The 22,948-nt window shown below is 68.3% G+C and carries 19 protein-coding genes; 10 read left to right on the forward strand and 9 right to left on the reverse strand.

Features of this window, described 5'->3' with window-relative positions; translation table 11 throughout:
- Positions 1 to 19: 19 nt before the first annotated feature.
- Genes IEW85_RS05590 through IEW85_RS05600 form a run of 3 tightly spaced genes read right to left on the reverse strand, consistent with a single transcriptional unit; the run spans position 20 to position 2,923 of the window.
- A complete protein-coding gene (locus IEW85_RS05590) occupies positions 20 to 1,444 on the reverse strand; it encodes a class II fumarate hydratase (protein WP_188683574.1) in 1,425 nt (474 codons plus the stop codon).
- Between the two features lie 50 nt (positions 1,445 to 1,494).
- Positions 1,495 to 2,118, reverse strand: a complete 624-nt coding sequence (locus IEW85_RS05595; protein WP_188683576.1) for a carbonic anhydrase — start codon at positions 2,116 to 2,118, stop codon at positions 1,495 to 1,497.
- Positions 2,111 to 2,923 carry a DUF4245 domain-containing protein gene (locus tag IEW85_RS05600; protein WP_188683578.1) on the reverse strand — a complete coding sequence of 271 codons (813 nt, stop codon included), beginning with the start codon at positions 2,921 to 2,923 and terminating at the stop codon, positions 2,111 to 2,113. The genes IEW85_RS05595 and IEW85_RS05600 overlap by 8 nt, the downstream gene beginning before the upstream one ends.
- A 161-nt stretch (positions 2,924 to 3,084) precedes the next feature.
- Between IEW85_RS05600 and glpX the strand changes: the two genes are divergently transcribed.
- On the forward strand, positions 3,085 to 4,131 hold the full coding sequence (glpX, locus tag IEW85_RS05605; protein ID WP_188683580.1) for a class II fructose-bisphosphatase: 1,047 nt from the start codon (positions 3,085 to 3,087) through the stop codon (positions 4,129 to 4,131).
- A 17-nt stretch (positions 4,132 to 4,148) separates the two neighbouring features.
- On the opposite strand, the gene manA is transcribed toward glpX, so the two are convergent.
- The 4 genes from manA to IEW85_RS05625 all read right to left on the reverse strand — a co-directional run bounded on the left by manA (position 4,149) and on the right by IEW85_RS05625 (position 9,020).
- The gene (manA, locus tag IEW85_RS05610) at positions 4,149 to 5,414 is read right to left on the reverse strand and encodes a mannose-6-phosphate isomerase, class I (protein ID WP_188683582.1); all 1,266 of its coding nucleotides are present in this window, start codon (positions 5,412 to 5,414) and stop codon (positions 4,149 to 4,151) included.
- Between the two features lie 110 nt (positions 5,415 to 5,524).
- The gene (locus IEW85_RS05615; RefSeq protein WP_188683584.1) at positions 5,525 to 7,177 is read right to left on the reverse strand and encodes an LCP family protein; all 1,653 of its coding nucleotides are present in this window, start codon (positions 7,175 to 7,177) and stop codon (positions 5,525 to 5,527) included.
- Entirely contained in the window at positions 7,174 to 7,776 is a 603-nt protein-coding gene (gene purE, locus IEW85_RS05620; RefSeq protein ID WP_188683586.1) for a 5-(carboxyamino)imidazole ribonucleotide mutase, read from the reverse strand. The genes IEW85_RS05615 and purE overlap by 4 nt, the downstream gene beginning before the upstream one ends.
- Positions 7,773 to 9,020, reverse strand: a complete 1,248-nt coding sequence (locus IEW85_RS05625; protein ID WP_229658833.1) for a 5-(carboxyamino)imidazole ribonucleotide synthase — start codon at positions 9,018 to 9,020, stop codon at positions 7,773 to 7,775. The genes purE and IEW85_RS05625 overlap by 4 nt, the downstream gene beginning before the upstream one ends.
- A gap of 84 nt (positions 9,021 to 9,104) precedes the next feature.
- Here IEW85_RS05625 and IEW85_RS05630 point away from each other — a divergent pair, with 84 nt between their 5' ends.
- Positions 9,105 to 9,635 carry a GtrA family protein gene (locus IEW85_RS05630; RefSeq protein WP_188683588.1) on the forward strand — a complete coding sequence of 177 codons (531 nt, stop codon included), beginning with the start codon at positions 9,105 to 9,107 and terminating at the stop codon, positions 9,633 to 9,635.
- A gap of 128 nt (positions 9,636 to 9,763) precedes the next feature.
- On the opposite strand, the gene IEW85_RS05635 is transcribed toward IEW85_RS05630, so the two are convergent.
- A complete protein-coding gene (locus IEW85_RS05635; protein ID WP_188683590.1) occupies positions 9,764 to 10,576 on the reverse strand; it encodes a hypothetical protein in 813 nt (270 codons plus the stop codon).
- Positions 10,577 to 10,755: 179 nt separating this feature from the next.
- On the opposite strand from IEW85_RS05635, the gene IEW85_RS05640 reads away from it, so the two are divergent.
- From IEW85_RS05640 to ahcY, 6 genes are all read left to right on the forward strand, one after another.
- Positions 10,756 to 11,307: a WhiB family transcriptional regulator gene (locus IEW85_RS05640; protein ID WP_188683592.1), complete on the forward strand. Its 552-nt coding sequence runs from the start codon at positions 10,756 to 10,758 to the stop codon at positions 11,305 to 11,307.
- A gap of 473 nt (positions 11,308 to 11,780) precedes the next feature.
- Positions 11,781 to 14,906, forward strand: a complete 3,126-nt coding sequence (locus IEW85_RS05645; protein WP_188683594.1) for a hypothetical protein — start codon at positions 11,781 to 11,783, stop codon at positions 14,904 to 14,906.
- On the forward strand, positions 14,903 to 17,005 hold the full coding sequence (locus IEW85_RS05650) for a DUF5719 family protein (RefSeq protein ID WP_188683596.1): 2,103 nt from the start codon (positions 14,903 to 14,905) through the stop codon (positions 17,003 to 17,005). Before IEW85_RS05645 ends, IEW85_RS05650 begins: the two co-directional genes overlap by 4 nt.
- A gap of 66 nt (positions 17,006 to 17,071) precedes the next feature.
- On the forward strand, positions 17,072 to 17,452 hold the full coding sequence (locus IEW85_RS05655; RefSeq protein ID WP_188683598.1) for a DUF3499 domain-containing protein: 381 nt from the start codon (positions 17,072 to 17,074) through the stop codon (positions 17,450 to 17,452).
- 110 nt (positions 17,453 to 17,562) lie between these two features.
- A complete protein-coding gene (locus IEW85_RS05660; protein WP_188683601.1) occupies positions 17,563 to 17,730 on the forward strand; it encodes a Trm112 family protein in 168 nt (55 codons plus the stop codon).
- 11 nt (positions 17,731 to 17,741) lie between these two features.
- Positions 17,742 to 19,220, forward strand: coding sequence for an adenosylhomocysteinase (gene ahcY / locus IEW85_RS05665; protein ID WP_188683603.1), 1,479 nt, complete (start codon positions 17,742 to 17,744; stop codon positions 19,218 to 19,220).
- A gap of 70 nt (positions 19,221 to 19,290) precedes the next feature.
- On the opposite strand, the gene IEW85_RS05670 is transcribed toward ahcY, so the two are convergent.
- Positions 19,291 to 20,103 (reverse strand): RDD family protein, encoded by an 813-nt coding sequence (locus tag IEW85_RS05670; RefSeq protein ID WP_188683605.1) that lies wholly within the window; start codon positions 20,101 to 20,103, stop codon positions 19,291 to 19,293.
- Between the two features lie 59 nt (positions 20,104 to 20,162).
- On the opposite strand from IEW85_RS05670, the gene IEW85_RS05675 reads away from it, so the two are divergent.
- Positions 20,163 to 21,152: a stage II sporulation protein M gene (locus IEW85_RS05675; protein WP_188683607.1), complete on the forward strand. Its 990-nt coding sequence runs from the start codon at positions 20,163 to 20,165 to the stop codon at positions 21,150 to 21,152.
- Between the two features lie 166 nt (positions 21,153 to 21,318).
- Complete coding sequence (locus IEW85_RS05680; RefSeq protein ID WP_188683609.1) at positions 21,319 to 22,779, forward strand: TIGR01906 family membrane protein; 1,461 nt, start codon at positions 21,319 to 21,321, stop codon at positions 22,777 to 22,779.
- The last annotated feature ends 169 nt before the right edge of the window (positions 22,780 to 22,948 follow it).

Here is a 22,948-nt window from a genome sequence, read left to right on the forward strand (position 1 = left end):
CTGTTCAGCGGGGTGAGGCTCAGCCCGGCTGGGTCATGGAGAGGACGTCGAGCGCCTCATCGAGCTGCTGCTCGGTGAGCTCGCCGCGCTCCAGGTAGCCCAGCTCCACCACGGCCTCGCGCACGGTCTTCTTGTTATTCACCGCGTGCTTGGCGATCTCGGCCGCAGCCTCGTAGCCGATGTGCTTGTTCAGCGGGGTGACCACGGAGGGGGAGGCGCCGGCCAGGAAGGCTGCGCGCTCCTCGTTGGCGGTCAGGCCCTTGATCATCTTGTCGGCCATCACGTAGCTGGTGTTCTTCAGCAGGCGGACGGACTCCAGCAGGTTCGCAGCCATCACCGGGATGCCGACGTTGAGCTCGAAGGCACCGTTGGTGGAGGACAGCGCCACCGTGGTGTCGTTGCCGATCACCTGTGCACAGACCTGGATGGCGGACTCGCAGATCACCGGGTTCACCTTGCCGGGCATGATGGAGGAGCCGGGCTGCAGGTCCGGGATGGCGATCTCGCCCAGGCCGGTGTTCGGCCCCGAGCCCATCCAGCGCAGATCGTTGTTGATCTTCATCAGCGAGTAGGCGATGGTGCGCAGCTGGCCGGAGGCCTCCACCAGGCCGTCGCGGTTGGCCTGCGCCTCGAAGTGGTCGCGGGCCTCGGTCAGCGGCAGGCCGGAGTCCTCGGCCAGGGATCTGATGGCCTTCTCGGCGAAGCCCAGGGGAGTGTTGATGCCGGTGCCCACTGCGGTGCCGCCCAGCGGAACCTCAGCCACGCGCGGCAGTGCGGACTCGACGCGCTCGATGCCGTAGCGCACCTGAGCGGCATAGCCGCCGAACTCCTGACCCAGGGTCACCGGGGTGGCGTCCATCAGGTGCGTGCGGCCGGACTTCACGATGCTGCCGAACTCGCCGGCCTTGGCCTCCAGGGCCTCAGCCAGGTAGGTCAGAGCAGGCTTGAGGTCATTGACCAGGGCGGAGGTGGCGGCCACATGCACCGAGGTCGGGAAGACGTCGTTGGAAGACTGGGAGGCGTTGACGTGGTCGTTGGGGTGGACTTCCTTGTCCGAGCCCTTCTCCTTGAGGTGCTGATTGGCCAGAGTGGCCAGGACCTCGTTGGTGTTCATGTTGGAGCTGGTGCCGGAGCCGGTCTGGAACACGTCTACGGGGAAGTGCTCGTCCAGCTCGCCGGACTCCACCTGCTCGGCGGCGACCACGATGGCATCGGCCAGCTCGGCGTCGAGGACGCCCAGCTCCTTATTCGCCAGGGCTGCGGCCTTCTTCACGCGGGCCAGCGCCTCGATGTGCGCGCGCTCCAGGGTGCGCCCGGAGATCGGGAAGTTCTCCACGGCACGCTGGGTCTGCGCGCGGTACAGCGCGTGGGCAGGCACCTTCACCTCGCCCATGGTGTCGCGCTCGATACGGTATTCAGTCTGGGATGCAGAGGATTCTGTCATGGGCCCCAGTCTAATGACGCGCAGGCGCTCCTATGCCACTGTGACGGGAACTACAGGCTGCCCAGTGTGGTGACCATATCGGCCCGTCCCTCGGCCAGCCGGTAGGTGACGCCGACGACCGCGGTCCGGCCCTCCTCCACGGCATCGTGCAGGGAGCGTGAGTGGTCCACCAGCCGGTCGGCGGTCTGCTTCACATGCTCCTCCACCGTGTCGTTCACCGTGGTCAGGCCCTGCTGCTGGGCGGAGAGAACCGAGGGGAAGATCCGCTCCACCAGGCCGCGCACATGGCCGGAAGGCATGGTGCCGCTCTCCGCGGAGCTCAGCGCCGCGGAGACCGCTCCGCAGGAGTCGTGGCCGAGCACGATGATCAGCGGGACGCCGAGCTCGTCCACGCTGAACTCCAGGGAGCCCAGCACGGCGTCGTCGATGACCTGGCCGGCGGTGCGGACCACGAAGACATCGCCCAGGCCCACGTCGAAGATGATCTCGGCGGCCAGCCGGGAGTCCGAGCAGCCGAAGACCACGGCCATCGGGTGCTGGGACTCGGTCAGCGAGGAGCGGCGCGCGGCGTTCTGATTGGGATGCCGGAGCTCGCCGCTGACGAATCGCTCATTGCCCTCCTGCAGCTTCTGCCAGACCTCTGCGGGGGTGGGCTGTGCGGCGGTCTCAGTCATCCTGGGTCTCCTCTTCCTGTGCTGCGTCGTCCTGCTGCTCAGCGTTCTCTCCGGCGCCGTCCTCAGTGTCCTGGGTGCCGTCCTCATCGGCCGGGTCCTGGACTTCGGCCTCCTCGTCGTCCGGCACCTCGGGCTCCTGGTCCAGGGCCTCGACCACGGCGGAGAGCGCGATCTCCAGGTCCTCCTCGGAGGCGTCTCCGCCGAGGACCACAGTGGTGCCGTCGATCTCGTTGTGCTCCTCGGCGAGCACGAACCAGGTGCGGTCGCCCTCGCCGTGGAGCACCTCGAAGACCAGGCCGTCCACGGTCTGGGTGCCCGACGGCGTCGCGCCCTCGGTCTCCTCAGAGATCCAGGTGGGGTTGCCCTGGTCGCTCTGGGCGAAGCCCACGAAGGTCATGGAGTCGGTGGTGTAGCCGACCTCCCACAGCGGGATGCCCTGCTCCGACTGGTCCTCCCAGTAGGCGTAGTTGGCCGACCATCCCTCCGGCACATCCGGGGCCGCAGGCAGGAACTCGGCGTCGCGGCCGGCGTGAACGGCCTCCACATGGACGTCTTCGTCGCGCTGGTACGGCTCGGCGTCGGGCTCCGGGTTCATCATGAGGAAGGCGGCGACGGCGGCCACGGTCACCATCATGGTGATGATCATGCCGATCATCGGCTGGGAGAGACGCTTGACCTGGGAGCGGGTCAGCTGCGGCTTGGGCTGCTCGCCCTCCTGCGGGGCACCCTGATCGGCCGTCTCCGAGGCGGGGGAGCCGGCGTCGTCCTCATCCGGGCGGGGAGTGTTCTGGTCAGGATCGGTCACCCGATCATTCTACGGTGTGCGGACCCTCCGGCGCGGTCTGTGCAGAGTCGTTCCATGTCATCCTGGCGCGGATCTGCAGCGCTGCGGATATGATCGAGGCAGACCGACCGGTGCGCCTGTTCCGCAGCGGTGACTCACGCGAGAGATGGCCGAGGATGTCCATGAATGAATCTCTGAACCACGAGAACTACTCCCACCTGTCCCCGCGCCTGGCAGTCGGCGATTCCGAGCCGGACCGCAACCTGGCCCTGGAGCTGGTCCGCGTCACCGAGGCCGCGGCCATCGCCGGCGGCGCATGGATCGGCTACGGGGATAAGAACGGGGCCGACGGCGCAGCGGTGGATGCCATGCGCTCCCTGCTGGACACGGTGAACCTCAACGGTGTGGTGGTCATCGGTGAGGGCGAGAAGGACGAGGCCCCCATGCTGTTCAACGGCGAACGCGTGGGCAACGGGGCCAGCGGCAATGAGGACGCCCCCGAGGCCGATGTGGCCGTGGACCCCATCGACGGCACCCGGCTGACCGCTCTGGGCTACAACAACGCGCTCTCGGTGCTGGCGGTCTCCGAGCGCGGCTCCATGTTCGACCCCTCCGCAGTCTTCTACATGGACAAGCTGGTGACCGGTCCAGAGGCCGCAGACATGGTGGACCTGCGCCTGCCGGTGAAGCAGAACCTGCACCTGATCGCCAAGGCCAAGCGCAAGCGCATCAACCAGCTCAACGTCTGCGTGCTGGACCGTCCGCGCCACTCCAAGCTGGTGGAGGAGATCCGCGAGGCTGGGGCGCGCACCCGCTTCATCATGGACGGCGATGTGGCCGGCGGGATCGCCGCCGCCCGCGAGGACTCCAGCGTGGATGTGCTCATGGGCGCCGGCGGAACTCCGGAGGGCATCGTCACCGCCTGTGCCATCAAGGCTGTGGGCGGTGTGATCCAGGGACGTCTGGCCCCCACTGATGACGCTGAACGGGAGGCCGCAGAGTCTGCCGGGCACGACCTGGAGAAGGTGCTGACCACCGACGACCTGGTCTCCTCGGACAACTGCTACTTCGCCGCCACCGGCATCACCGACGGCGACCTGCTGCGCGGCGTGACCTACAGCGGCGACCGGGTGACCACCCAGTCCATCGTGATGCGCGCGAAGTCCGGCACCGTGCGGATCGTGGAGGCGGAGCACCGCGCCCGCAAATGGGAGTCCTACACCAAGTGATCCCGACGCCGGCCGCTTCAGCGGCCGGGCAGTGCCAGGAAGGCCTGAGCGCGGCCTTCGGCGCGCACGGTGACTGCATCCTGGTCGGTCAGCAGAGCTGACTCTCCGGCGCTGAGGGTGAGCTCTGCGCCGTCGTCGTCGGTGAGCCGAAGCTCTCCGGCGGTGCACAGCAGAATGGCCGGGGGAGTGGGCATCAGGCGCACCGGACCTTGAGCCTGCGGGAACTCGATCCGCTTGAGCTGGAACTCCTCGAAGGGCGGACGGTAGCTGTAGCGCCCCGGTCCGGCAGGCTCCGCCGGGCAGTGCGGGATGGGGAGCACCTCGCATGCGGTGACCGCCAGCAGCTCCTCGACATCCACATGTTTGGAGGTCAGGCCGCCGCGCAGGACGTTGTCCGAGTTGGCCATGATCTCCACGCCCAGCCCGTAGAGGTAGGCGTGCAGATTGCCGGCCGGCAGGTAGAGCGCCTCGCCCGGGGAGAGGTCCACCCGGTTCATCAGCAGGGTCACCAGGATGCTCGGATCTCCGGGGGAGGAGCGGGTGACCCGGGTCAGGGTGTCGATGGTCTTCGAGGGCAGTCCGGTGCTCGGCCGCGGTGCCTGGCCGGCCCGGCGGCTGAACAGAGCGTTGACCGCCCGGGAGGCCTGGGCGCAGTCCTCACGACCGCTGCGCAGGATGTAGTCCAGCGCCCCGGCATAGTCCTCGTGGTCCAGGAAGGTGACCAGGCGGTCGAAGACGAACAGCGGAGTGAGCGGGGGCTCCTCCCTCTCCGGTGCGGCGTCGTCGGCGCTGTCTGTGGTCTCCTGAGATGCTGCCGGGGGAGTGAAGTTCTCCAGCACATCGCGCAGCGTGCACAGCTCAGCCTTCGCCTCGGGCTGCGGGCGGAAGCCGCAGAGCGCGGAGAAGCTGGCCAGGGCGACGATCAGCTCCGGCTTGTGGTTGGGATCCACATAGTTGCGCTGCGGGGAGTCAGCCGGGATTCCGGCCGCCTCTTCGGCGCAGTAGCCGGCCTGCGCCCGCTTCTTGGCGGGGTGAGTCTGGATGGACAGGGACCGATCGGCGGCCAGGACCTTGAACAGGTACGGGAAGGAGGAGGCGGTCATCTCCGGGAAGTGATCCAGCACGGGAGTCTCGCTGCCGTCGGCATCGATCACTGAAGAGGGCGCGGCAGGGTGGACCCCCATCCAGATCTCTGCCTGAGGGGCGGCTGAGGGTGCCCAGCCGAAGTGGGTGCTGAACGCGCTGGTGGAGCCCCACGCGTAGTCCCGCACGGGGTTGGTCATCCTGAACATCGCAGAAACCTTAGCAGTATGCGGGAGTCTCCTCCTGGTGAGCAGATGAGTGCGTGGACTCCTCAGAGACGGCCTTCCGGAGTCAGCTCCTCAGTGGGGTCCTACAGCGGGGTGCACTCGTAGTTGCTGGAGGCGGCCTCCTCCAGGACGCCGATCTGACCGGCGTCCTGGGCCTCCATCAGGTACTCCACGGTGAGCGGAGAGCCGTCGGGCTGGGTGGGAGGAGTGGTCTCCTCGATCGGCGGCTCGTCCTCCTCGACCGCCTCCTGAGCCTGCGGCTCTGTGGTCAAGGCCACGGGCGCGGGCATCAGAATCGTGCCGAAGGGGGCTGTCGAAGACGCCGAGGCACCGGCGCCGGAGGAGCCGAAGATGCCCTCCTCGGCGCTCTCCTCATCGGCCTTGAGCTCTTCCATCCGCTCGTGGATCTCATCGAAGTCCGGGTAGGTGGAGAACAGGTCCCCGGAGGAGCCGAAGTCGGGTGCGCCCAGAGTCAGCCGCTGCGGCTCATGGCTCTGCGCATCGGCCGCCAGGTCCAGGAAGGAGCCCAGCTGGGACTGCGGCAGATTGGTCTCCACCAGGTTCTCGCCGGCCTGCATGAGGTCGCTGAACTGGGTGAGCAGGGTCTGTGGGTTGAACTGGCCCATCATCGCCTGCTGGATGCACTGCTGGCGCTGGATGCGGTTGTAGTCCGAGGAGTAGGTGCGGGAGCGCGCATAGGCCAGCGCCTCCTCACCGCTGAAGGTGTACTCGCCGGGCTCCCACCAGGCGTCTCCCCATTCGCCGTCGGGCCTGACGCCGCGGTAGGGGACCCAGCCCCCGGACTCCACGGAGACTCCGCCCATGGCGTCGATGAGGTCCTCGAACCCATCCATATCCACCATGACGTAGCCCTCCACCGAGAGGTCCAGGCTTCCGGATACCGCGTCCATCATGGCCTCGGCGCCTGGGTCATCGGCGTCGGGGTAGAGGTGCTGGTACTCGTTCATCACCTCGGTGTAGAGGAAGTTGATGATGCACTCATCGCCGCAGTTGTAGCCCTCCGGGTAGACCTCCCGCATGGGGGAGCCCTCCTCGAACTGGGCGTTCTGGAAGTTGCGCGGGATGGAGACGATGATCGACTCGCCGGTGGCCTGGCTGATGCTGACCACGTGGATGGAGTCGGGGCGCAGCCCTTCACGTCCCTCGCCGGCGTCGGCGCCCAGCAGCAGGAAGTTGTAGCGGCCGTCCTCATCGGCGTCGATGGCTGGCCCGCCGCCGAAGATCCCGCCCAGGGCGGTGCGGCCCTCGTTGAGCATCTTGGCCGCATAGCCCAGGCCCCCGGAGGTCAGCACCATCAGGACCACCGCCAGCACAGCGATCACCGGGCGCATCCCCGGGGCCAGCGAGGCGAAGTGGACCAGCCTCAGCGCGTCCAGCCACAGGATCAGCCAGCCGATGGCCAGAGCCGCGAGCACCACGGTGCCCAGCCACATCGCGAAGGGCTGGGTCAGCGTGGACAGCAGCGGTCCGCGCAGGAACAGATACAGCACGACGCCGAGCAGCAGCGTGAACCAGCAGGCGATGGTCACCAGCAGAGCCACCCGGCCCAGACGCCGGGAGCCGAAGGCGATCTGCGCGCCACCGGGGATCAACAGGGTGATGAGCAGGACCAGGAAGGCCCGTCGGCTGCGATCGGTCTCCGAGCCTGAACGTGGGCGTCGGATGACATCCGGTTCAGTCTTGAACCGGTGATAGGTGATCGCCGGAATGCTCACCGGTCGCCGTTCCTGGGAGTTGAGTCTGAGTTGGTCGGACCTGCGCTGAACGTGCTGCTGCGGAAGGTGGGAAGCTCGGCGGCCTCCTCACGCAGCTTGGAGCCTTTGGCGTGGGCCTGGGCGGCGAGCTCCTCCTGGAAGGTCAGCAGCTTCTCGCGCAGCCCGGCGGCGAACTCGCTGTCGCCGGAGGCCAGAGTGCGCACCGCCAGCAGCCCGGCGTTGCGGGCCCCGCCCACGGAGACGGCGGCCACGGGGACCCCGGCCGGCATCTGCACGATGCTCAGCAGGGAGTCCATGCCGTCCAGATGCTTCAGCGGCACCGGGACGCCGATGACCGGAAGCGGGGTGACCGAGGCCAGCATCCCCGGAAGGTGGGCTGCACCGCCGGCTCCGGCGATGATGACCCGCAGGCCGCGCTCATGGGCGCTCTTGCCGTAGTCGATCATCTCGGAGGCCATCCGGTGCGCGGAGACCACATCGGCTTCGAAGGGGATGCCGAACTCGTCCAGAGCCTCGGCGGCGGCCTTCATAGTGGGCCAGTCGGAGTCGGACCCCATGACCAGCCCCACCAGGGGCGCCTGAGGTGTCTGCTCGCTCATGCTGCTCCCTCGCTGTCGGCGTCGGGTCCGTCGATGATGGTCCGGGCGGCGTCGGCGGCCGCATGCCGGGCCCGCTTCAGCCGTGCGGTCCGAGCTTCCCAGCTCTCCTGGGGATTGGTGGTCTGGCTGAGGATGTTCACGTGACCGACCTTGCGGCCCGGGCGCGGCTCTTTGCCGTAGAGGTGGACCTTGGAGGCGGGGGAGCGGCGCATGGCGGCCGGGACCGCGGCATGCAGGTCCGGGTTGGCTCCGCCCAGCAGGTTCTTCATGACCACATAGCCGCCGGCGCCGCCGGTCACGCCCACAGAGCCCAGCGGCAGTCCGAGGACGGCGCGCAGGTGCTGTTCGAACTGTCCGGTGACGGCACCGTCCATGGACCAGTGCCCGGAGTTGTGCGGACGCATGGCCAGCTCGTTGACGTAGACGCCGGCGGGGCGGTGGGCGTCGGCATCGTCCTCTGCGATCTCGAAGAGCTCCACAGCCAGCATGCCGGTGACGTCGAGCTTCTCGGCCACTGTGCGGGCGGTCTGCTCGGCGCGGCTCAGGTGCGCAGGCGAGCTGAAGGGTGCCGGGGCGATGACCTCGTCGCAGACGCCGTCGGTCTGGTTGGACTCCACCACCGGGTAGTTCACGATCTCTCCGGCGGCGGAGCGGGCCACCTGCGCGGAGAGCTCACGGGTGTAGGGGACCATCTCCTCGGCCAGCAGGCCGGTGCCCTGCTTGGCGGCGCGCTCAAACCAGTCCGCGGCCTCGTCGGCCACGGCGGCGGATTCGATGATGCGTACGCCCTTGCCGTCATAGCCGCCGCGCGGGGTCTTCAGGACCACGGGCCAGCCGGCCTCATCGCCGAAACTGATGAGATCTTCAACACTGTCCACCCGGGCCCAGCGGGGGTTGGGCAGGCCGAGCTCCTCCACTGCGGTACGCATGGCCAGCTTGTCCTGGGCGTAGAGCAGAGCCTGCGGGCCGGGGTGCAGGGCGTGCCCGGCATCCTGCAGCGCGCTGAGCACCTCGGCGGGGACGTGCTCGTGGTCGAAGGTGATGGCGTCGAGCCCGTCGGCGAAGGTCAGGACGTCATCGGCGGAGCGGTAGTCGCCGATCGTGGTCCGGGGGATCGCCTGGGCCGCGGAGGCCTCCGGGGAGCCGGCCAGCAGGTGCAGCTCGATGCCCAGCTCCACGGCGGCCGGGGCCATCATGCGTGCCAGCTGTCCGTCGCCGAGGATTCCGATTGAAGGAGAAGTCACAGTTCCACATTATGGGTCATCGCCTCAGAAGGCCGTAAAATAAAACCTTGTGTCTCGGTCCTTCTCTCGGAGTCTCCTCATCCCATGATCACCCGTCTGTACACCGCACTGCGTGATCTCGCGCTGAAGCTGTGGCGAGAAGTCGCGAAGTTCGGCGTCGTCGGGGGTGTGGCGTTTCTCATCGACTCAGCCATCTTCCTCTGGCTGATCTCCGGTCCCATGGACGACTCCCACGTGAAGTCCAAGGCGATCGCCGTGGCCGTGGCCACCCTCTTCTCCTGGGTGGGCAACCGTTACTGGACCTTCCGCCACCGCCGCACCAAGACCCGGGCGCGCGAGCTGATCATGTTCGTGCTGATGAACCTGATCGGCCTGGGCATCCAGTCCGGCTGCGTGGTGGTCTCCTACTACCTGCTGGGCCTGACCTCCACCACCGCCAGCTTCGTCTCCGGCTCCATCGTAGGCATGGGCCTGGCGATGGTCTTCCGCTTCATCGCCTATAAACACTGGGTCTTCACCGGCGACGCCGAGGGTGCTTCTGAGGAGCAGGGCCTGCACATGCTCTCCGACCGCGAGCTGGTCACCGGCGAGGTCGATCAGGTCCAGAAGGACTGACCTCCTCGATCCCTCTGCCGCCACACCCACCCACACCCTCGTTTTACCAACCATTTCTCAGATTACCCCTGCGGATCCGCAGGGGTAATCTGATTTCCGGTTGGTAAAACGAGGGTCGGTGGTAGGGCTCAGGCGAGGCCTTCGTTGCGCAGGACCTGCTCCCAGCGCTGCTGACCCCAGGTGGCGTCGTTCTGCTCACCATCGATGAGCACCACAGGCTTCCCATGTGCCCAGGCGCCCAGGAGGGTCCCGACGGCGTCGGCGGCCCATTCCGCGCGGGTCACCAGCGCTGTGCCCGCATCCGCCAGGCCCTGAGGCAGCTCCACCGGTTCCAGGGGCGCGAGCAGCTGATCCGGGTGCTGGCGGACCTCGGCGGAGACGTCCAGCACCCAGGCCGGGACGCTCTGTCCCGTGGCCTCCTCGAAGGACTCATCCATCAGTCCGGGGGAGAGGGCGGCCAGCTCGGCCTCGCCCAGTGCGGAGGATCCCTGCCAGGCCTCGGGGCGGTCGGTCACCACCAACGACGCCGGCTCCTCGCCATCCGCAGCCGCCTCGGCTCCGGGGGCGGTCACCACCTGCGCGCCCAGTGCCGAGGCGGCCAGCGCCACAGCGGCGGACTTCCAATGCGGGGCGGTGTCGATGAGCACCCGTGGGGAGGAACCGGGATCCTCGAAGATCTCCTCGAGCTCCTCGGTGAAGAGTCCGATGAGCTTCACGGCCCAGTTCTGCAGCACCCGCCCGGAGAGCTCCACGCGCTCCGGCTCAGCAGCGGAGTCAGCGGAGGCGTCGGCTGAATCCTCCGCGGCGCCCTCGGTCTTCTGGCCGTCCGAGGGCCGGTAACAGACCACCGCCGGCTGGGGTCGCCCGCCCAGCAGCTCCAACAGCTGGGGAAAGTCTTCGGGAACATTCTGGGAAGCGGATCCCAATGTGAGGGGTGTCATGCGTGTTCCTCCTGCCCGCCACACCGGTCCCAGAAGAACGTTCAGGCGGCGTGTCGGGCGAAATCTCGGGGAAAGGGGCCCAATAGGGGTGGTTCTTCCGCACTTGACGAAATCTGACTTACGCCAGTGTAATTAGGTAGCAGTCGAAGCAGAGACGATCACACAGGGAGGCCCTGGTTATGGGGAACGCAGAGCGGAGCGGCCACGAGCGGCAGGAGCAGTCTGTTGCCGCCCGGCGCCCGGGGCTCGACGTCCCTGCTGATTGGTTCGTCGATCCGGCGGACCCTCAGGCAGCCGAACGGCTGGAGCACGGCAAACCGCTGGAGGGTCAGGCCACTGCATTCCTGGCCGCCCACGAGGCGGCTGAGAGTGCAGAGTCCTCTGCCGACGACGGTGTCACTGCGCTCAGCGAGGCTCCTTCCCGCCGCGCTGAGCGCGAGAGCACCCAAGCCGTCCAGGATAACGTCTGGCTGGGCCTGCCCTCACTGATCCCCGCGGAGCAGATCGAGGGTGAGCTGGCCTGGCAGGTGGACGCACTCTGCGCCCAGACCGACCCTGAGGCGTTCTTCCCGGAGAAGGGCGGATCCACTCGGGACGCGAAGAAGGTCTGCGGCGCCTGCACGGTGAAGCAGGAGTGCCTGGACTACGCATTGGCCAATGACGAGCGGTTCGGCATCTGGGGAGGTCTCTCCGAGCGGGAACGCCGCAAGCTTCGGAAGCGAGCCGTCTGATCGCAACACTGATCGAGCCACATATCGCCGCTGTCGTTCTGTACGGCAGCGGCGATTCGGCGTCTGGAGCCGAGGCCACCCACGCCGCCCTGACGGCCCAGACCAGACAGCCCGATGCCGTCATCGAGCTCTCCTCCTCGGCCTATTCCGGGCCCCAGGATCTCTCCCGGTCGCTGCGCTCGAAGCTGCTGCGCGACCGGCGTCGTGCTGAGCAGACCACCTCTCCCGGGCCGGCCGGGACCAAGTCCACCCAGCTGTGGCGCACACTGGAGCGCCAGCTTCCCGAGGGTTTCTCCGGGGAGCAGCAGTGGCTCTGGATCCTGCCGGCCGGCACCGTCCCGGAGCCGGAGGCGCTGGCCCAGCTGGAGGACCGGCTCTTCACGGTCAAGGATGAGAACACCCATCCGAAGATCAAGGTCATCGGGGCCAAGATCACCGACGCCGACCAGAGCCACGGCCGCCGCCTGATCAACGTGGGCCTGGCCGCCGGACACTCTGGTGAGATCGTAGCCCTGAACGAGCCCCGCGAGCTGGACCAGGGCCAGTACGACGGCCGCGACGAGATGGCCGGCGTCTCCGCCCACGGCATGCTCGTGGACTCCACGCTCTTCGCCGACCTCGGCGGCTTCGACCCCACGCTTCCCGCCGACTACGCAGCCCTGCAGTTCTGCGAGGCGGCCCGCGAGATCGGTGCCCATGTGGTCATCGAACCCACCGCCGTGGTGGGCCGCGAGGTCGCAGCCCCAGGCCGGGAGCGCCAGGAGCACGGGCAGGAGACCGGGGAGATCGACCCGGCCCGGGTCCACCGCTACGGCGGCTCCCTGTACCTTCCCGCCCCGCAGCGACGGGGCCAGATCAGGCGCCGCCTGGCCTCGGTGAACCCGTTGGCCGTCCCCTTCCTCTGGCTGGGGATGTGGGTGGCGGCCATGCTGCGCCTGGTCCTGCTGAGCCTGACCAAGGCCCCCGACGCCGGCGTGAGCCAGTTCCTGGCCGCCGCCGGTGCGCTGATGAACTGGGCCGCGCTGTTCCATGTGCGCAGCTTCCGCGCCAAGGGCCGCAAGGCCGCCTTCGCCCGCCGCGAGCGGCAGAAGGAGTTCGACCCTGCCGAGACGCTGCGGACAGGCCGCCGCGCCAATGAGGAGCGGCGGCTGAGCTCGGCCCAGCTGCGCGCCCACCGCCGGAAGGTCATGACCGCGGAGACAGTCTCCGCGCGCCCGGGTGTCCCTGAAGACGAGCGCGCTCAGGAGCGTGCCCGCAAGGAGGCCGAGGACGAGGCCCTGCTGGCCGTGGGCGCCTCCGACGGCGAGTTCGACGAGATGCCCTCCCGGGGCTCGGGGGACAAGCTCGGCCTGTTCCTGATGCTGCTGGCGCTGACGGGAGTCTCCCTGGTGGCCTTCCGGAGCTTGCTCAGCGCCGAGTCGCTCACCGGGGGAGCGGCGCTGCCGGTCTCGGCCACAGTCCAGGAGGTCCTGCACCACGCCACCAGCTTCGTCTCACCGGAGGGGCTGGGTGACCGTGCCGCTGCCGACCCCTTCAACCTGATCCTGCTGCTGCTCTCGGCGCTCAGTTTCGGCCATGCCTCCACGGTGCTGGTCTGGCTGATCATCCTGGCCCTGCCGCTGGCCGCGCTGACCGCCTGGTCGGCCGCCGGGCTGTGGACCCGCAGCGCAGTGACCCGGATGATCGCCAGCCTGCTCTGGGCGGCGGTGCCCACTCTGCACCTGGCTCTGGGCGAGGGGCGGATCGGTGCCGTGCTCGCCCACATCCTCCTGCCCCTGGCCGTGCGCAGCATGGTGCGCGCCGTTCAGGCCCGCGGCAGTTGGGAGCATGCCACCGGTGCGGCCCTGCTGCTGGCGGTGCTGACTGCGGCGGCCCCGGTGCTGCTGATCCTGGCCCTGCCGGTGATCATCACTGTGGCCATCGTGCTGACCGTTCGGGACGGCAGTCGGCGCAGCGGCCGGACCCTGTGGCTGGTCCCGCTGCCCTCGCTGGCCCTGGTCTTCCCCATGCTCGCCTCAGCGGCCGTGGCGGAGAAGAATGTGCTGGCCACGCTCATCGCCGAGCCCACCCCGCCTACCGCCCCGGGCATCAGCGGGGAGACCGCCCCGCTGTGGCAGCAGCTGCTGGGACATCATGTGGCCTTCGACCCGGCCGCCGGCCTGGCCGGTGCCGGACAGTCGGGCTCCTGGATCTCGGACTACTTCACCGGTGACTTCTGGAGCCTCCGCCTGGCGCTGCTCATCGGCGCCCCGCTGCTGATCCTGGCCGGCCTGGGCATCTTCAGCGCCCTGTTTCACCGCCGCCCCAAGTCCGACGCCGACCCGGCCGGTCTGCGCAGCGGCACCGCCGTCGCCGTCGGGCTGATCCTGCTGGCCGCGCTGGGACTTTCCGCGCTTGTGGCCCAGCTGGCCGCCGGCGACGACGGGCTGAACCTGCTGCCGGGCAGCGTGGCTCCGCTGGTCTCGGTCATCTCCTTCTGCCTGCTGGCCGCTGCCATCGGCTCGCTGGCCCGGCTGCCGCAGGCCATGCGGCGCATCGGCGGCTACATCACCCCGGTGGCGGCCACTCTGCTGGTGCTCTCCGTGGTGGCCTCGCTGGCGCTGTGGGCTGTTCCGCGCAGCACTCCGGCCTCGGAGCTGACCGGTGAGCCGCTGACCCCTGTGCACCAGCAGCCCACAGCCATCGGTCCGGGTGAGATCCGTCAGATCCCGGCCTCTGCGGCTGATCAGGGTCTGGGCCCGGCGCAGCTGCGCACCCTGGTCCTGGAGGCCACCCCGGAGGGCGTGGTGGCGGAGCTGGTATCAGGTCAGGGCAGGACGCTGGACACCTATTGGCCCGGCATCAGCGTGGGGGACTCACCGCTGCTGGCCCGCTCGGCGGACGGCGTCCCTGCTGAGCGGGATCTGCTGGGCGGCGAGGAGGTCCTGGCCGAGCTGGTCGCCGCCGTGGTCTCGCCCGGCGCGGAGAACATCGACGAGCTCATGGAGGAGCTCGGCGTCGGGTTTGCGCTCATTCCCGGCAGCGAGGAGGGTGCGCTGGTGGACGCAGTGGACACCGCCGCCGGCCTGACCTCTGTGGGCCCCACCGACCGCGGGCTGCTGTGGCGTGCTGAGACCGATGAGGAGCAGGACATCCCGCATGTGGCCGGCCAGGCCGGGGTCAGCACCTCCTGGGCGCGGATCCTGGACGCAGAGGGAGAGGTCGTGGCCCTGCTGCCCAGCCAGAACCACCAGGTCAGCCTGGAGCTGGCGGACCTGCGCGACAGCCAGGGCGAGCCGCTGCAGGCCGAGGCCGGACAGAACTACTACATCCAGATCGCCAGCGAACGTGCCACCGGATGGGAGGCGCAGCTCGACGGCGAGACGCTGCGCCGGATGCCCGCCGATGAGACCGGCGACGGCACTGAGGAGTGGGCTCAGCGCTTCGAAGTCGCCGGTGAGAGGCTCACCGCTGACGCCGAGCTGAACATCGAGCACCAGCCGGTCTACCGGTGGCCGATGCTGTTCGGCGTGGGGATCTTCCTGGTCTTGGTGACGTTGATCGCAGTGCCGCTGCCGCGCAGCTGGCGGATGCTTCCGGTGGAGGTGAGGCAGGTATGAGCGCGAAGAAGGTCAAGAAGGCGATCCGGCAGCAGCAGCGGGACCGTCGCCGGGCTGAGCGCGAGCAGGCCCGCCAGGCCAAGGCTGCCGAGCAGGCCCGACGCAAGGCGGAGCAGCAGGCGGCACAGGAGGCTGAGGCCGAGAAGCGGAAGAAGGCGAAGGCTGAGTCGGTGAAGGCTGGTGCGGGGAAGGCTGCTGCGACGCCGCAGGCGGAGAAGGACCAGCCTGAGAAGACCGCGAAGCCGGGGAAGAAGGGCGCGGAGAAGCCCGACGCCGGCCGCCCCGCCGGTGTGCAGACACAGTACGGCGGCGCGGCGGCCTCGGTGCCGAAGAAGCTCGCTGATGCGGAGGGCGCTGGCTCTGAGAAGAGCGCGAAAGCTGAGAAGGCTGCGAAGCCTGCCGAGGAGAAGAGCAGCACTGGGAAGACCAGCGCCGCCAAGGGCTCCGCGGAGAAGAAGCCGCGCAGCAGCGGCTCCCGACCCTCGGCGGTGCGGCTGAGTGCCGTCGTGGTGACGGCCGCTCTGGTGGCGGTGGGCGCTGGGTCTGCGATCACTGACTTCTCCGGCGCGGACCGCAGTCCGCTGTCCCCGGTGGCCGGTTCCGGGGTGCCCTCTCCGCAGACCGGGCAGAGCTACCTGTGCCCGCCCATGCCTGGTCAGGCTGATTCGCTGACCACGGACGGGATCCTGGACTACGCCACGCGGGATGACTCGGCCTCCAGCGTCTTCCAGTCGCTGGTGCTCGCCGAGGCGGGCGCTGATCTGCCCGAGGCTCAGATCGCCCAGCTCACGAGCTCTTCGGATCTGAACCATGAATCGATCAGCGGCGGCGAGGGCGTGATCCACCATCAGGAGGCCGATCAGCAGCAGACGCCGCTGCTGGGAGTCTCGGCCGCTCAGAGCGGTGAGCCGCTGACCGCGGCCGCACTCTTCGAATACCACGCGGACCAGGGCCCGGTGACGGGGCTGTCCGTGGGGGAGTGCGGTCCGGCTCAGCAGAACCACTGGTTCTTCGGCCCGGAGACAGGACCGGGAGCCACCTCGCTGCTGACCCTCTCCAATCCCTATGATCGCGCCTCCACCGTGGAGATCAGCACCTACGACGCCGACGGCGAGCGGGGCGCCGGCGGTGCCCGCAGCATCCTGGTCCCGCCGCAGACGGTGCGGACGGTGAATATGGCCGCCCTGAGCGGCGGCAGCGTGAACATGGGCGTGGAGGTCAGCGCCACCGGTGCTCCGGTGGGTGCTCAGATGCAGTCCTCCCGCGCCGCCGGGCTGACCGGCACGGGTGCGGAGTTCCTGCCCAGCGCGCAGAGCGTGGAGGAGGAGCACCACATCCCCGGGGTGCCCATGCCGGACACCTCCGGTGCGGGTGCCGCCGATGATCCCACGCTGATGCCCGCTGAGCTGTGGCTGCACGTGCCCGGCGAGGAGACCACCACCGTGGAGCTGCAGGTCTTCGGGGAGGATGGCCAGGTGGCCCTCGAGAACCCCGCGGTGTTCACCGTGGAAGGCGGACAGGTCGACCTGCTGGAGCTGCTGGGCCCGGACGCCGGCGTCTATGACGTGGTGGTCCGCACCGATAACCCATCGGCTGTGGCCGTGGCCTCCCGGGGCATGGGTGAACTGGCTGAGCTCGGTGCTGAGGATGAGGCTGCCGCGGAAGACGCTGCCCAGGAAGAGGGAGAGGAGCTGGACGAAGGGACTCTGGCCCTGGACTTCAGCTGGGGGACCGGCGCTGAGGAGCTGACTGAGACCTCAGGGGCGGTGCTGCCGGAGATCGGCCGGACTGATGAGGCGGAGACGGACCTGAATCTCTTCGCAGCGCAGGGCGGAACGGTCTCCTACCGTCTGCTGGATGGTGAGGGCGAGCACTCCGAGCCGCAGGAGGTCGAGCTTCCGGCCGGACAGTCGGTGACGGTCTCCGCCGATGAGCTCTCCGATGTCATGGATGACGCCGTCGCCGTCGTCGTGGATCCACCGGTGGGTGAAGGGGTCTATGCCTCCCTGCTGACCACTGATGACCAGGGACGATTCTCCATGAGCCGCGTGGAATCGCTGCAGGACGATGAGGCCACAGTGCCGGTGCGGCTGCGCTAGTCCTCCCAACACTCCGCCCCTGAGGTCACCGATCCGCGGGATGCCCCTCGGGTAGGGTGAGGGACCGTGGATTCTTCGCGCAGATGTACTCGCAGCAGCTGTGAGCGGCCGGCGGTCGCCACTCTGACCTACAGTTATCAGGACTCGACCGTCGTGATCGGTCCGATGAGCATGTACGCCGAGCCGCATACCTATGACCTCTGTGCTCAGCACGCCGACTCGGTGAATCCGCCCCGCGGCTGGGAGGTCATGCGCCTGAACTACGCGCCCGCCGCCGAGACCTCCACCGGACAGGACGACCTGCTCGCCCTCGCCGACGCCGTCCAGCGTGAGGCTCCGGAGCCGGCCGCCCCCGCACCGAGCATGCGGGAGAACCGTGAGCGCATCGCACCCCCGGAGGGCAAGGCCCCGATCAGCCGCGGCCACCTCCGGATGCTCAAGGACTGACCTTCAGCACCTGCCTGCCGCACAGCCCAGGCACACCGACGCCGGACGCGCCGGCAATATGCGGTCATCTTCGCTCACTGCCACAGCTGGGGCCGCGATAGGCTGACTCCATGCCCACAACCCTCCCTGAATCTCTTCTGGCCGTTCTGCGCTGCCCGGCCACCGGCAGCCCGCTGCGCCAGGACGGCGATGAGTTGGTCGCCGTCGAGGATGAGACCACGCGCTACCCGATAGAACACGGCGTGCCCAAGCTGCTGCCCGCCGATTCCGCCGTCTGAAGGACCACGCTATGAGCTTTGACCACACAATCGCCGACATCTCCCTGCATGAGGCCGGCCGCCACCAGATCCGCCTGGCCGAGCATGAGATGCCCGGCCTGATGGCCCTGCGCGAGGAGTACGGCGAGGCCCAGCCGCTCAAGGGCGCGCGCATCGCCGGCTCCCTGCACATGACCGTACAGACCGCCGTGCTGATCGAGACCCTCACCGCACTGGGCGCCGAGGTCCGCTGGGCCTCCTGCAACATCTTCTCCACCCAGGATGAGGCCGCCGCGGCCGTCGTCGTCGGTCCCAACGGCACCCCGGAGGACCCGCAGGGTGTTCCCGTCTTCGCCTGGAAGAACGAGACCCTGGCTGAGTACTGGTGGACGGCGTCGCAGATCTTCGCCTGGCCCGGTGTGGACCAGGACCCGGCGCAGGGCGCCAACATGATCCTCGACGACGGCGGCGACGCCACCATGCTGGTGCACAAGGGCGCGGAGTTCGAGGCCGCAGGCGCGGTCCCGCAGCCTCAGCCGGAGGACCCGGAGGAGTACGGCTACGTCCTGGAGACCCTGCGGAAGTCCCTGGGGGAGAACCCGCAGCGCTGGACCGGGATCGCGGAGAACCTGCGCGGCGTCACCGAGGAGACCACCACCGGTGTGACCCGCCTGTACCAGCTGGCCCGTGACGGTCAGCTGCTGTTCCCAGCGATCAACGTCAACGACTCGGTCACCAAGTCCAAGTTCGACAACAAATACGGCATCCGCCACTCCCTGCCCGACGGCATCATGCGCGCCACCGACGTCCTGCTGGGCGGCAAGGTAGTTGTGGTCTGCGGCTACGGCGACGTCGGCAAGGGCGCAGCTGAGGCGCTGCGCGGCCAGGGCGCCCGGGTCATCGTCACCGAGATCGATCCGATCAACGCCCTGCAGGCCGCCATGGACGGCTACCAGGTGGCCACCCTGGACGAGGCGGTGGAGCAGGGTGACATCTTCATCACCACCACCGGCGGCAAGGACATCATCTCCGCTTCAGCCATGACGCAGATGAAGAACAAGGCCATCGTGGGCAACGTCGGCCACTTCGACAACGAGATCGACATGGCAGGTCTTGCTCAGCTGCCCGGCGTGAAGAAGGTGGAGATCAAGCCGCAGGTCCACGAGTGGGTCTTCGACGAGACCACCGGCCGATCGATCATCGTGCTCTCCGAGGGCCGTCTGCTGAACCTGGGCAACGCCACCGGCCACCCCAGCTTTGTGATGAGCTCCTCCTTCGCCAACCAGGTGATCGCCCAGATCGAGCTCTTCGAGAAGTCGGCGCTGGTTCACCAGGGCGAGGATCCCTACGAGAACGAGGTCTACGTCCTGCCCAAGGTCCTGGACGAGAAGGTCGCCCGCCTGCACCTGGATGCCGTGGGCGCCAAGCTCACCGAGCTGACCAAGGAGCAGGCCGACTACCTCGGTGTGGATGTGGCCGGCCCGTATAAGCCGGAGCACTACCGCTACTGAGGCTGCGCCTCACCCAGGCGCGAACGGCGTCCCCTCCTCAGCAGAGCTGAAAAGAGGACGCCGTTCGTGCCTAATACGGAACAGTGTGCAGCCGTCGCTCCAGGGAGTGCTGGCGGTCCTGCTGTCGGCGCAGTCTGCGGTACTCCCGGTTGCGCCGCTCAGCCATCACGGCGGTGAGGAAATCCATCGCCGACGACGGCGGCGGGGGAGGAGAGACGTAGGGGCGCAGCTCCTGCGCCAGGCCTGCGGCATGCTGCTCCAGGTACATGGCCCGGCCGGCGCGGTCGCTCTGCGCGCCGCGCAGCAGCCGGGAGATCCGCAGCGCCAGCTCGTCAGGGACCCGTCCCAGGTCAGCGACCTGCGTCCAGGACTGCAGATGCTGCGGGACCGGAAGCATCATCGGCTGGATCCGGGGCTGACGGACCTGGATGCCGTAGGTACCGGCCACCATATCGCCCAGCCGCTTGCCCCGGCTGTTGAACAGCGCGCAGAGCACCGCCACCAGGCCCGAGGTCATGTAGACCTCGAAGACGGCGAGGAGCATGCGGATCACCGAATGCCGCAGACGCAGCGAGCCGCCGTCGTCGCGGACCACGCGGACGCCGAAGATCAGGCGGCCCACAGTCCGCCCGCGGGAGAGGGTCTCGATGGCGATGGGAAGCACCACAAAGCACAGCACCGCGCCGCCGAGCATCGTTGCCTGGAACAGCGCCTCATCGAAGGTGACTGCGGCGGCGCCGCTGGTGGCCCCGAACAGGAGCAGCAGCCCCAGGTAGGTCACGGTGTAGATGATGATGTCGATGACCAGGGCGCCGCCACGGGTGAACAGAGAAGCGGAGGGGAGCTCGAGCTCGACGGCCTCGCCGGTGACCACAGTACGCACGTCCCCAGCCTAACGCTCCGGCCGGGTGACGGCGTGGCCACAGCCGATAGGGTGGCCCCATGGACATCGATGCCTTCGTCGCCGTGCACCAAGGGGAGTGGGACCGGCTGGCCGAGCTCTCTGATCGGCGTCGCCTCCGCCCGGAGGAGGCTGATGAGCTGCTGCGCCTGTATCAGCGCACCTCAGCGCATCTGTCCATGGTCCGCTCTGTGGAGCCCGACGGGGCCCTGGCGGCCGGGCTCTCAGCCCGGCTGGGGCGGGCGCGCACCCAGCTGACCGGCGCGGGGGAGAACGTCTTCGTCTCCACCGCCTATTTCTTCACCCAGACCCTGCCGGCGGCGTTCTACCGGATCCGCTGGCTCACCGTCATCCTGGGCGTGGTGTTCGTGGCCGTGGGCTTCTCGTCCGGACTGTGGGCGTATCACACGCCCTATATCGACCAGCTGATGCCCGCGGAGGAGCGCCAGCAGTACGCACAGCATGAGTTCGTGAACTACTACTCCGAACATCCGAACAGCTCCTTCGCCGCCCAGGTCTGGACGAACAACGCCTGGATCGCCGCGCAGATGGTCGCCTTCGGGGTGATCGGTCTCTGGGTCCCCTTCATCCTGTTGGTCAACGCGGTCAGCGTGGGCATCGCCGGCGGCGTCATGGCTGAGCAGGGTGAGCAGGCCGCCTTCTGGCTGAACATCCTGCCCCACGGGCTGATGGAGCTGACCGCAGTGTTCATCGCCGGGGCCGCGGGTCTGCGGATCTTCTGGGCCTGGGTGGCGCCGGGGCAGCAGCGCCGGCTGACCTCGCTGGCCCAGGAGGGCAGACGCCTGATCACCGTGGCGCTGGGCCTGGTGCTGGTCCTGCTGATCTCCGGTGTGGTGGAGGGCTTTGTGACGCCTGCCGACATCCACCCGGCGCTGAAGATCACCATCGGCGCGCTGGTGCTGGCCGGCTACTGGGCCTACACGCTGATCCTGGGTGGGCGCGCCTACCGCGCCGGGATCCGCGGTGACCTGGGAAGCTACGACGCCGGCGCCCACGAGCTGACTGCCTAGGTTTATCGACTTTAGGAGAGTTTAGTGAGAAGAGCTAAACCTTCCTGGACTTGATAGGACGCGCTCCCTGGGCCGCTGACCTGCCGACTCTCCGGCAGGTCTGCACCAAAACAGTCCTTCCCAGCCGTACCTTAGAAAGTGGCCAGTAATGCGTGGAGAGGCAGAGATGAGCGCGAATTCAGAGAATCCTCGCAAGGAGGAGAGCTCGAGCCAGAAGGGCTCGGATGAGGGCGGTGACTTCGAATCCGGCTTGGACTACGGCGCCTTCGCCGAGGACGAGCCGGATTTCCCGGAGGATCGCCTGGCGAAGGAGGAACAGGCTGCCACCTCGGATGCTGCTCCTACGTTCTCCTCCGCACTGAACGGCGGCGACGACGAAGTCGCCGCGGCGAAGACCGCACCGGTAGGTGAGAGCGCCGGCAGCGAAGACGCGACCAAGCCGGTCGCCTCTGCTCCGTCTCCGAAGCCTGCCGAGGAAGCGGTTCCGGCCGAGGATCAGCCCACGGCCGCCGTGGCTCCTGTTCCTGCCGATGACAAGACTCGTGCCCTGAACGACGTCGCCCCGGGCACTGCCGCGGGACGCTCGACCACTCCTGCCGAGACGGCGGCGCAGACCGGGGTTTCCCCTGCCGGAGCTCCGACCGCCGCCCAGGAGGTTCCTGCGGAGCAGGAGCTCTCCAAGAAGGAGCTCAAGCAGCGGGAGAAGGATGAGGCCCGGCGCGCCAAGGAGGAGGCCAAGGCTGAGAAGCAGGCCGCCAAGCACGCCAGGACTCCCGGGGACGACGAGGCCCCCTACATGCCATATGCCGGCGGCGCAGTGGGCCGCACGCCTTCCGGTGAGGAGATCACCGATCAGGACCTCGCTGAGGAGGTGGAGAGGGACAAGCGGGGAGTCTCGCGCTTCATGCAGGTCATGATCGCGATCTTCCTGCCGGTGCTGGTACTGGTGGCCGCCATCCGCCTGGTGGCCTCTCCGGTGTTCCTGTGGCTCTCCTACAACCGTCCGGGCTTCCCCAGCGACACCTTCGGCTTCGACGACGCCGACCGCCTGGTCTACGGCTCCTACGGGTTGGACTACCTGTTCAACGCCGCGAACTCCCGCTACCTGGCCGAACTGGCCCCGGGTGGGGAGGAGCTGTTCACCGCGGATGAGGTCTCGCATATGACCGATGTGAAGTTCGTGATGATGTGGGCGGTGCTGGGTGCGGCCGTCCTGCTGGTCATCACACTGATCTTCGGCCTGTTCCTGCGCTCCTGGCGTCCCGGCGGCTTCGTCCGCGGACTCTTCGCCGGTGTCTGGGTGACCCTCGGTGTGATCATCGCGGCAGTGGTGCTGGCTGTGCTGAACTGGCAGGTCTTCTTCGAGGAGTTCCACCGCCTGTTCTTCGCCGACGGCACCTGGACCTTCAGCGAGGACTCTACGCTGATCCGTCTCTACCCGGAGCAGTTCTGGCTGGATGCCGGCATCGGCGCGGCCGCCCTGGTGCTGCTGATCTCGCTGGTGCTGCTGATCGCCACCTGGCCCACACGCCGTCGCCGTGCCCGCCGCGCGGCCCGGATGGAAGAGGTCAAGGAGCGCCGCCGTGAGAAGCTCATCGCCGAGCTCACCAAGGGCGTGGAGGACTGATCCTCACGTGCTCTGAGCTGGACTGAGCTGACGCAGAAGGCCGGTCACCCGATGAGGGTGGCCGGCCTTCTGCGTTGCGGGCGCCGTGGTGGAGATCTCTCCCACTTGAGGACATCTCTGCCCGATTGTGACGGCTGAGATGTCGCGACCCCGGTAGAAGTCTGATGGC

The sequence above is a fragment of the Nesterenkonia cremea genome (assembly GCF_014642675.1).
Lineage (GTDB): Bacteria > Actinomycetota > Actinomycetes > Actinomycetales > Micrococcaceae > Nesterenkonia > Nesterenkonia cremea.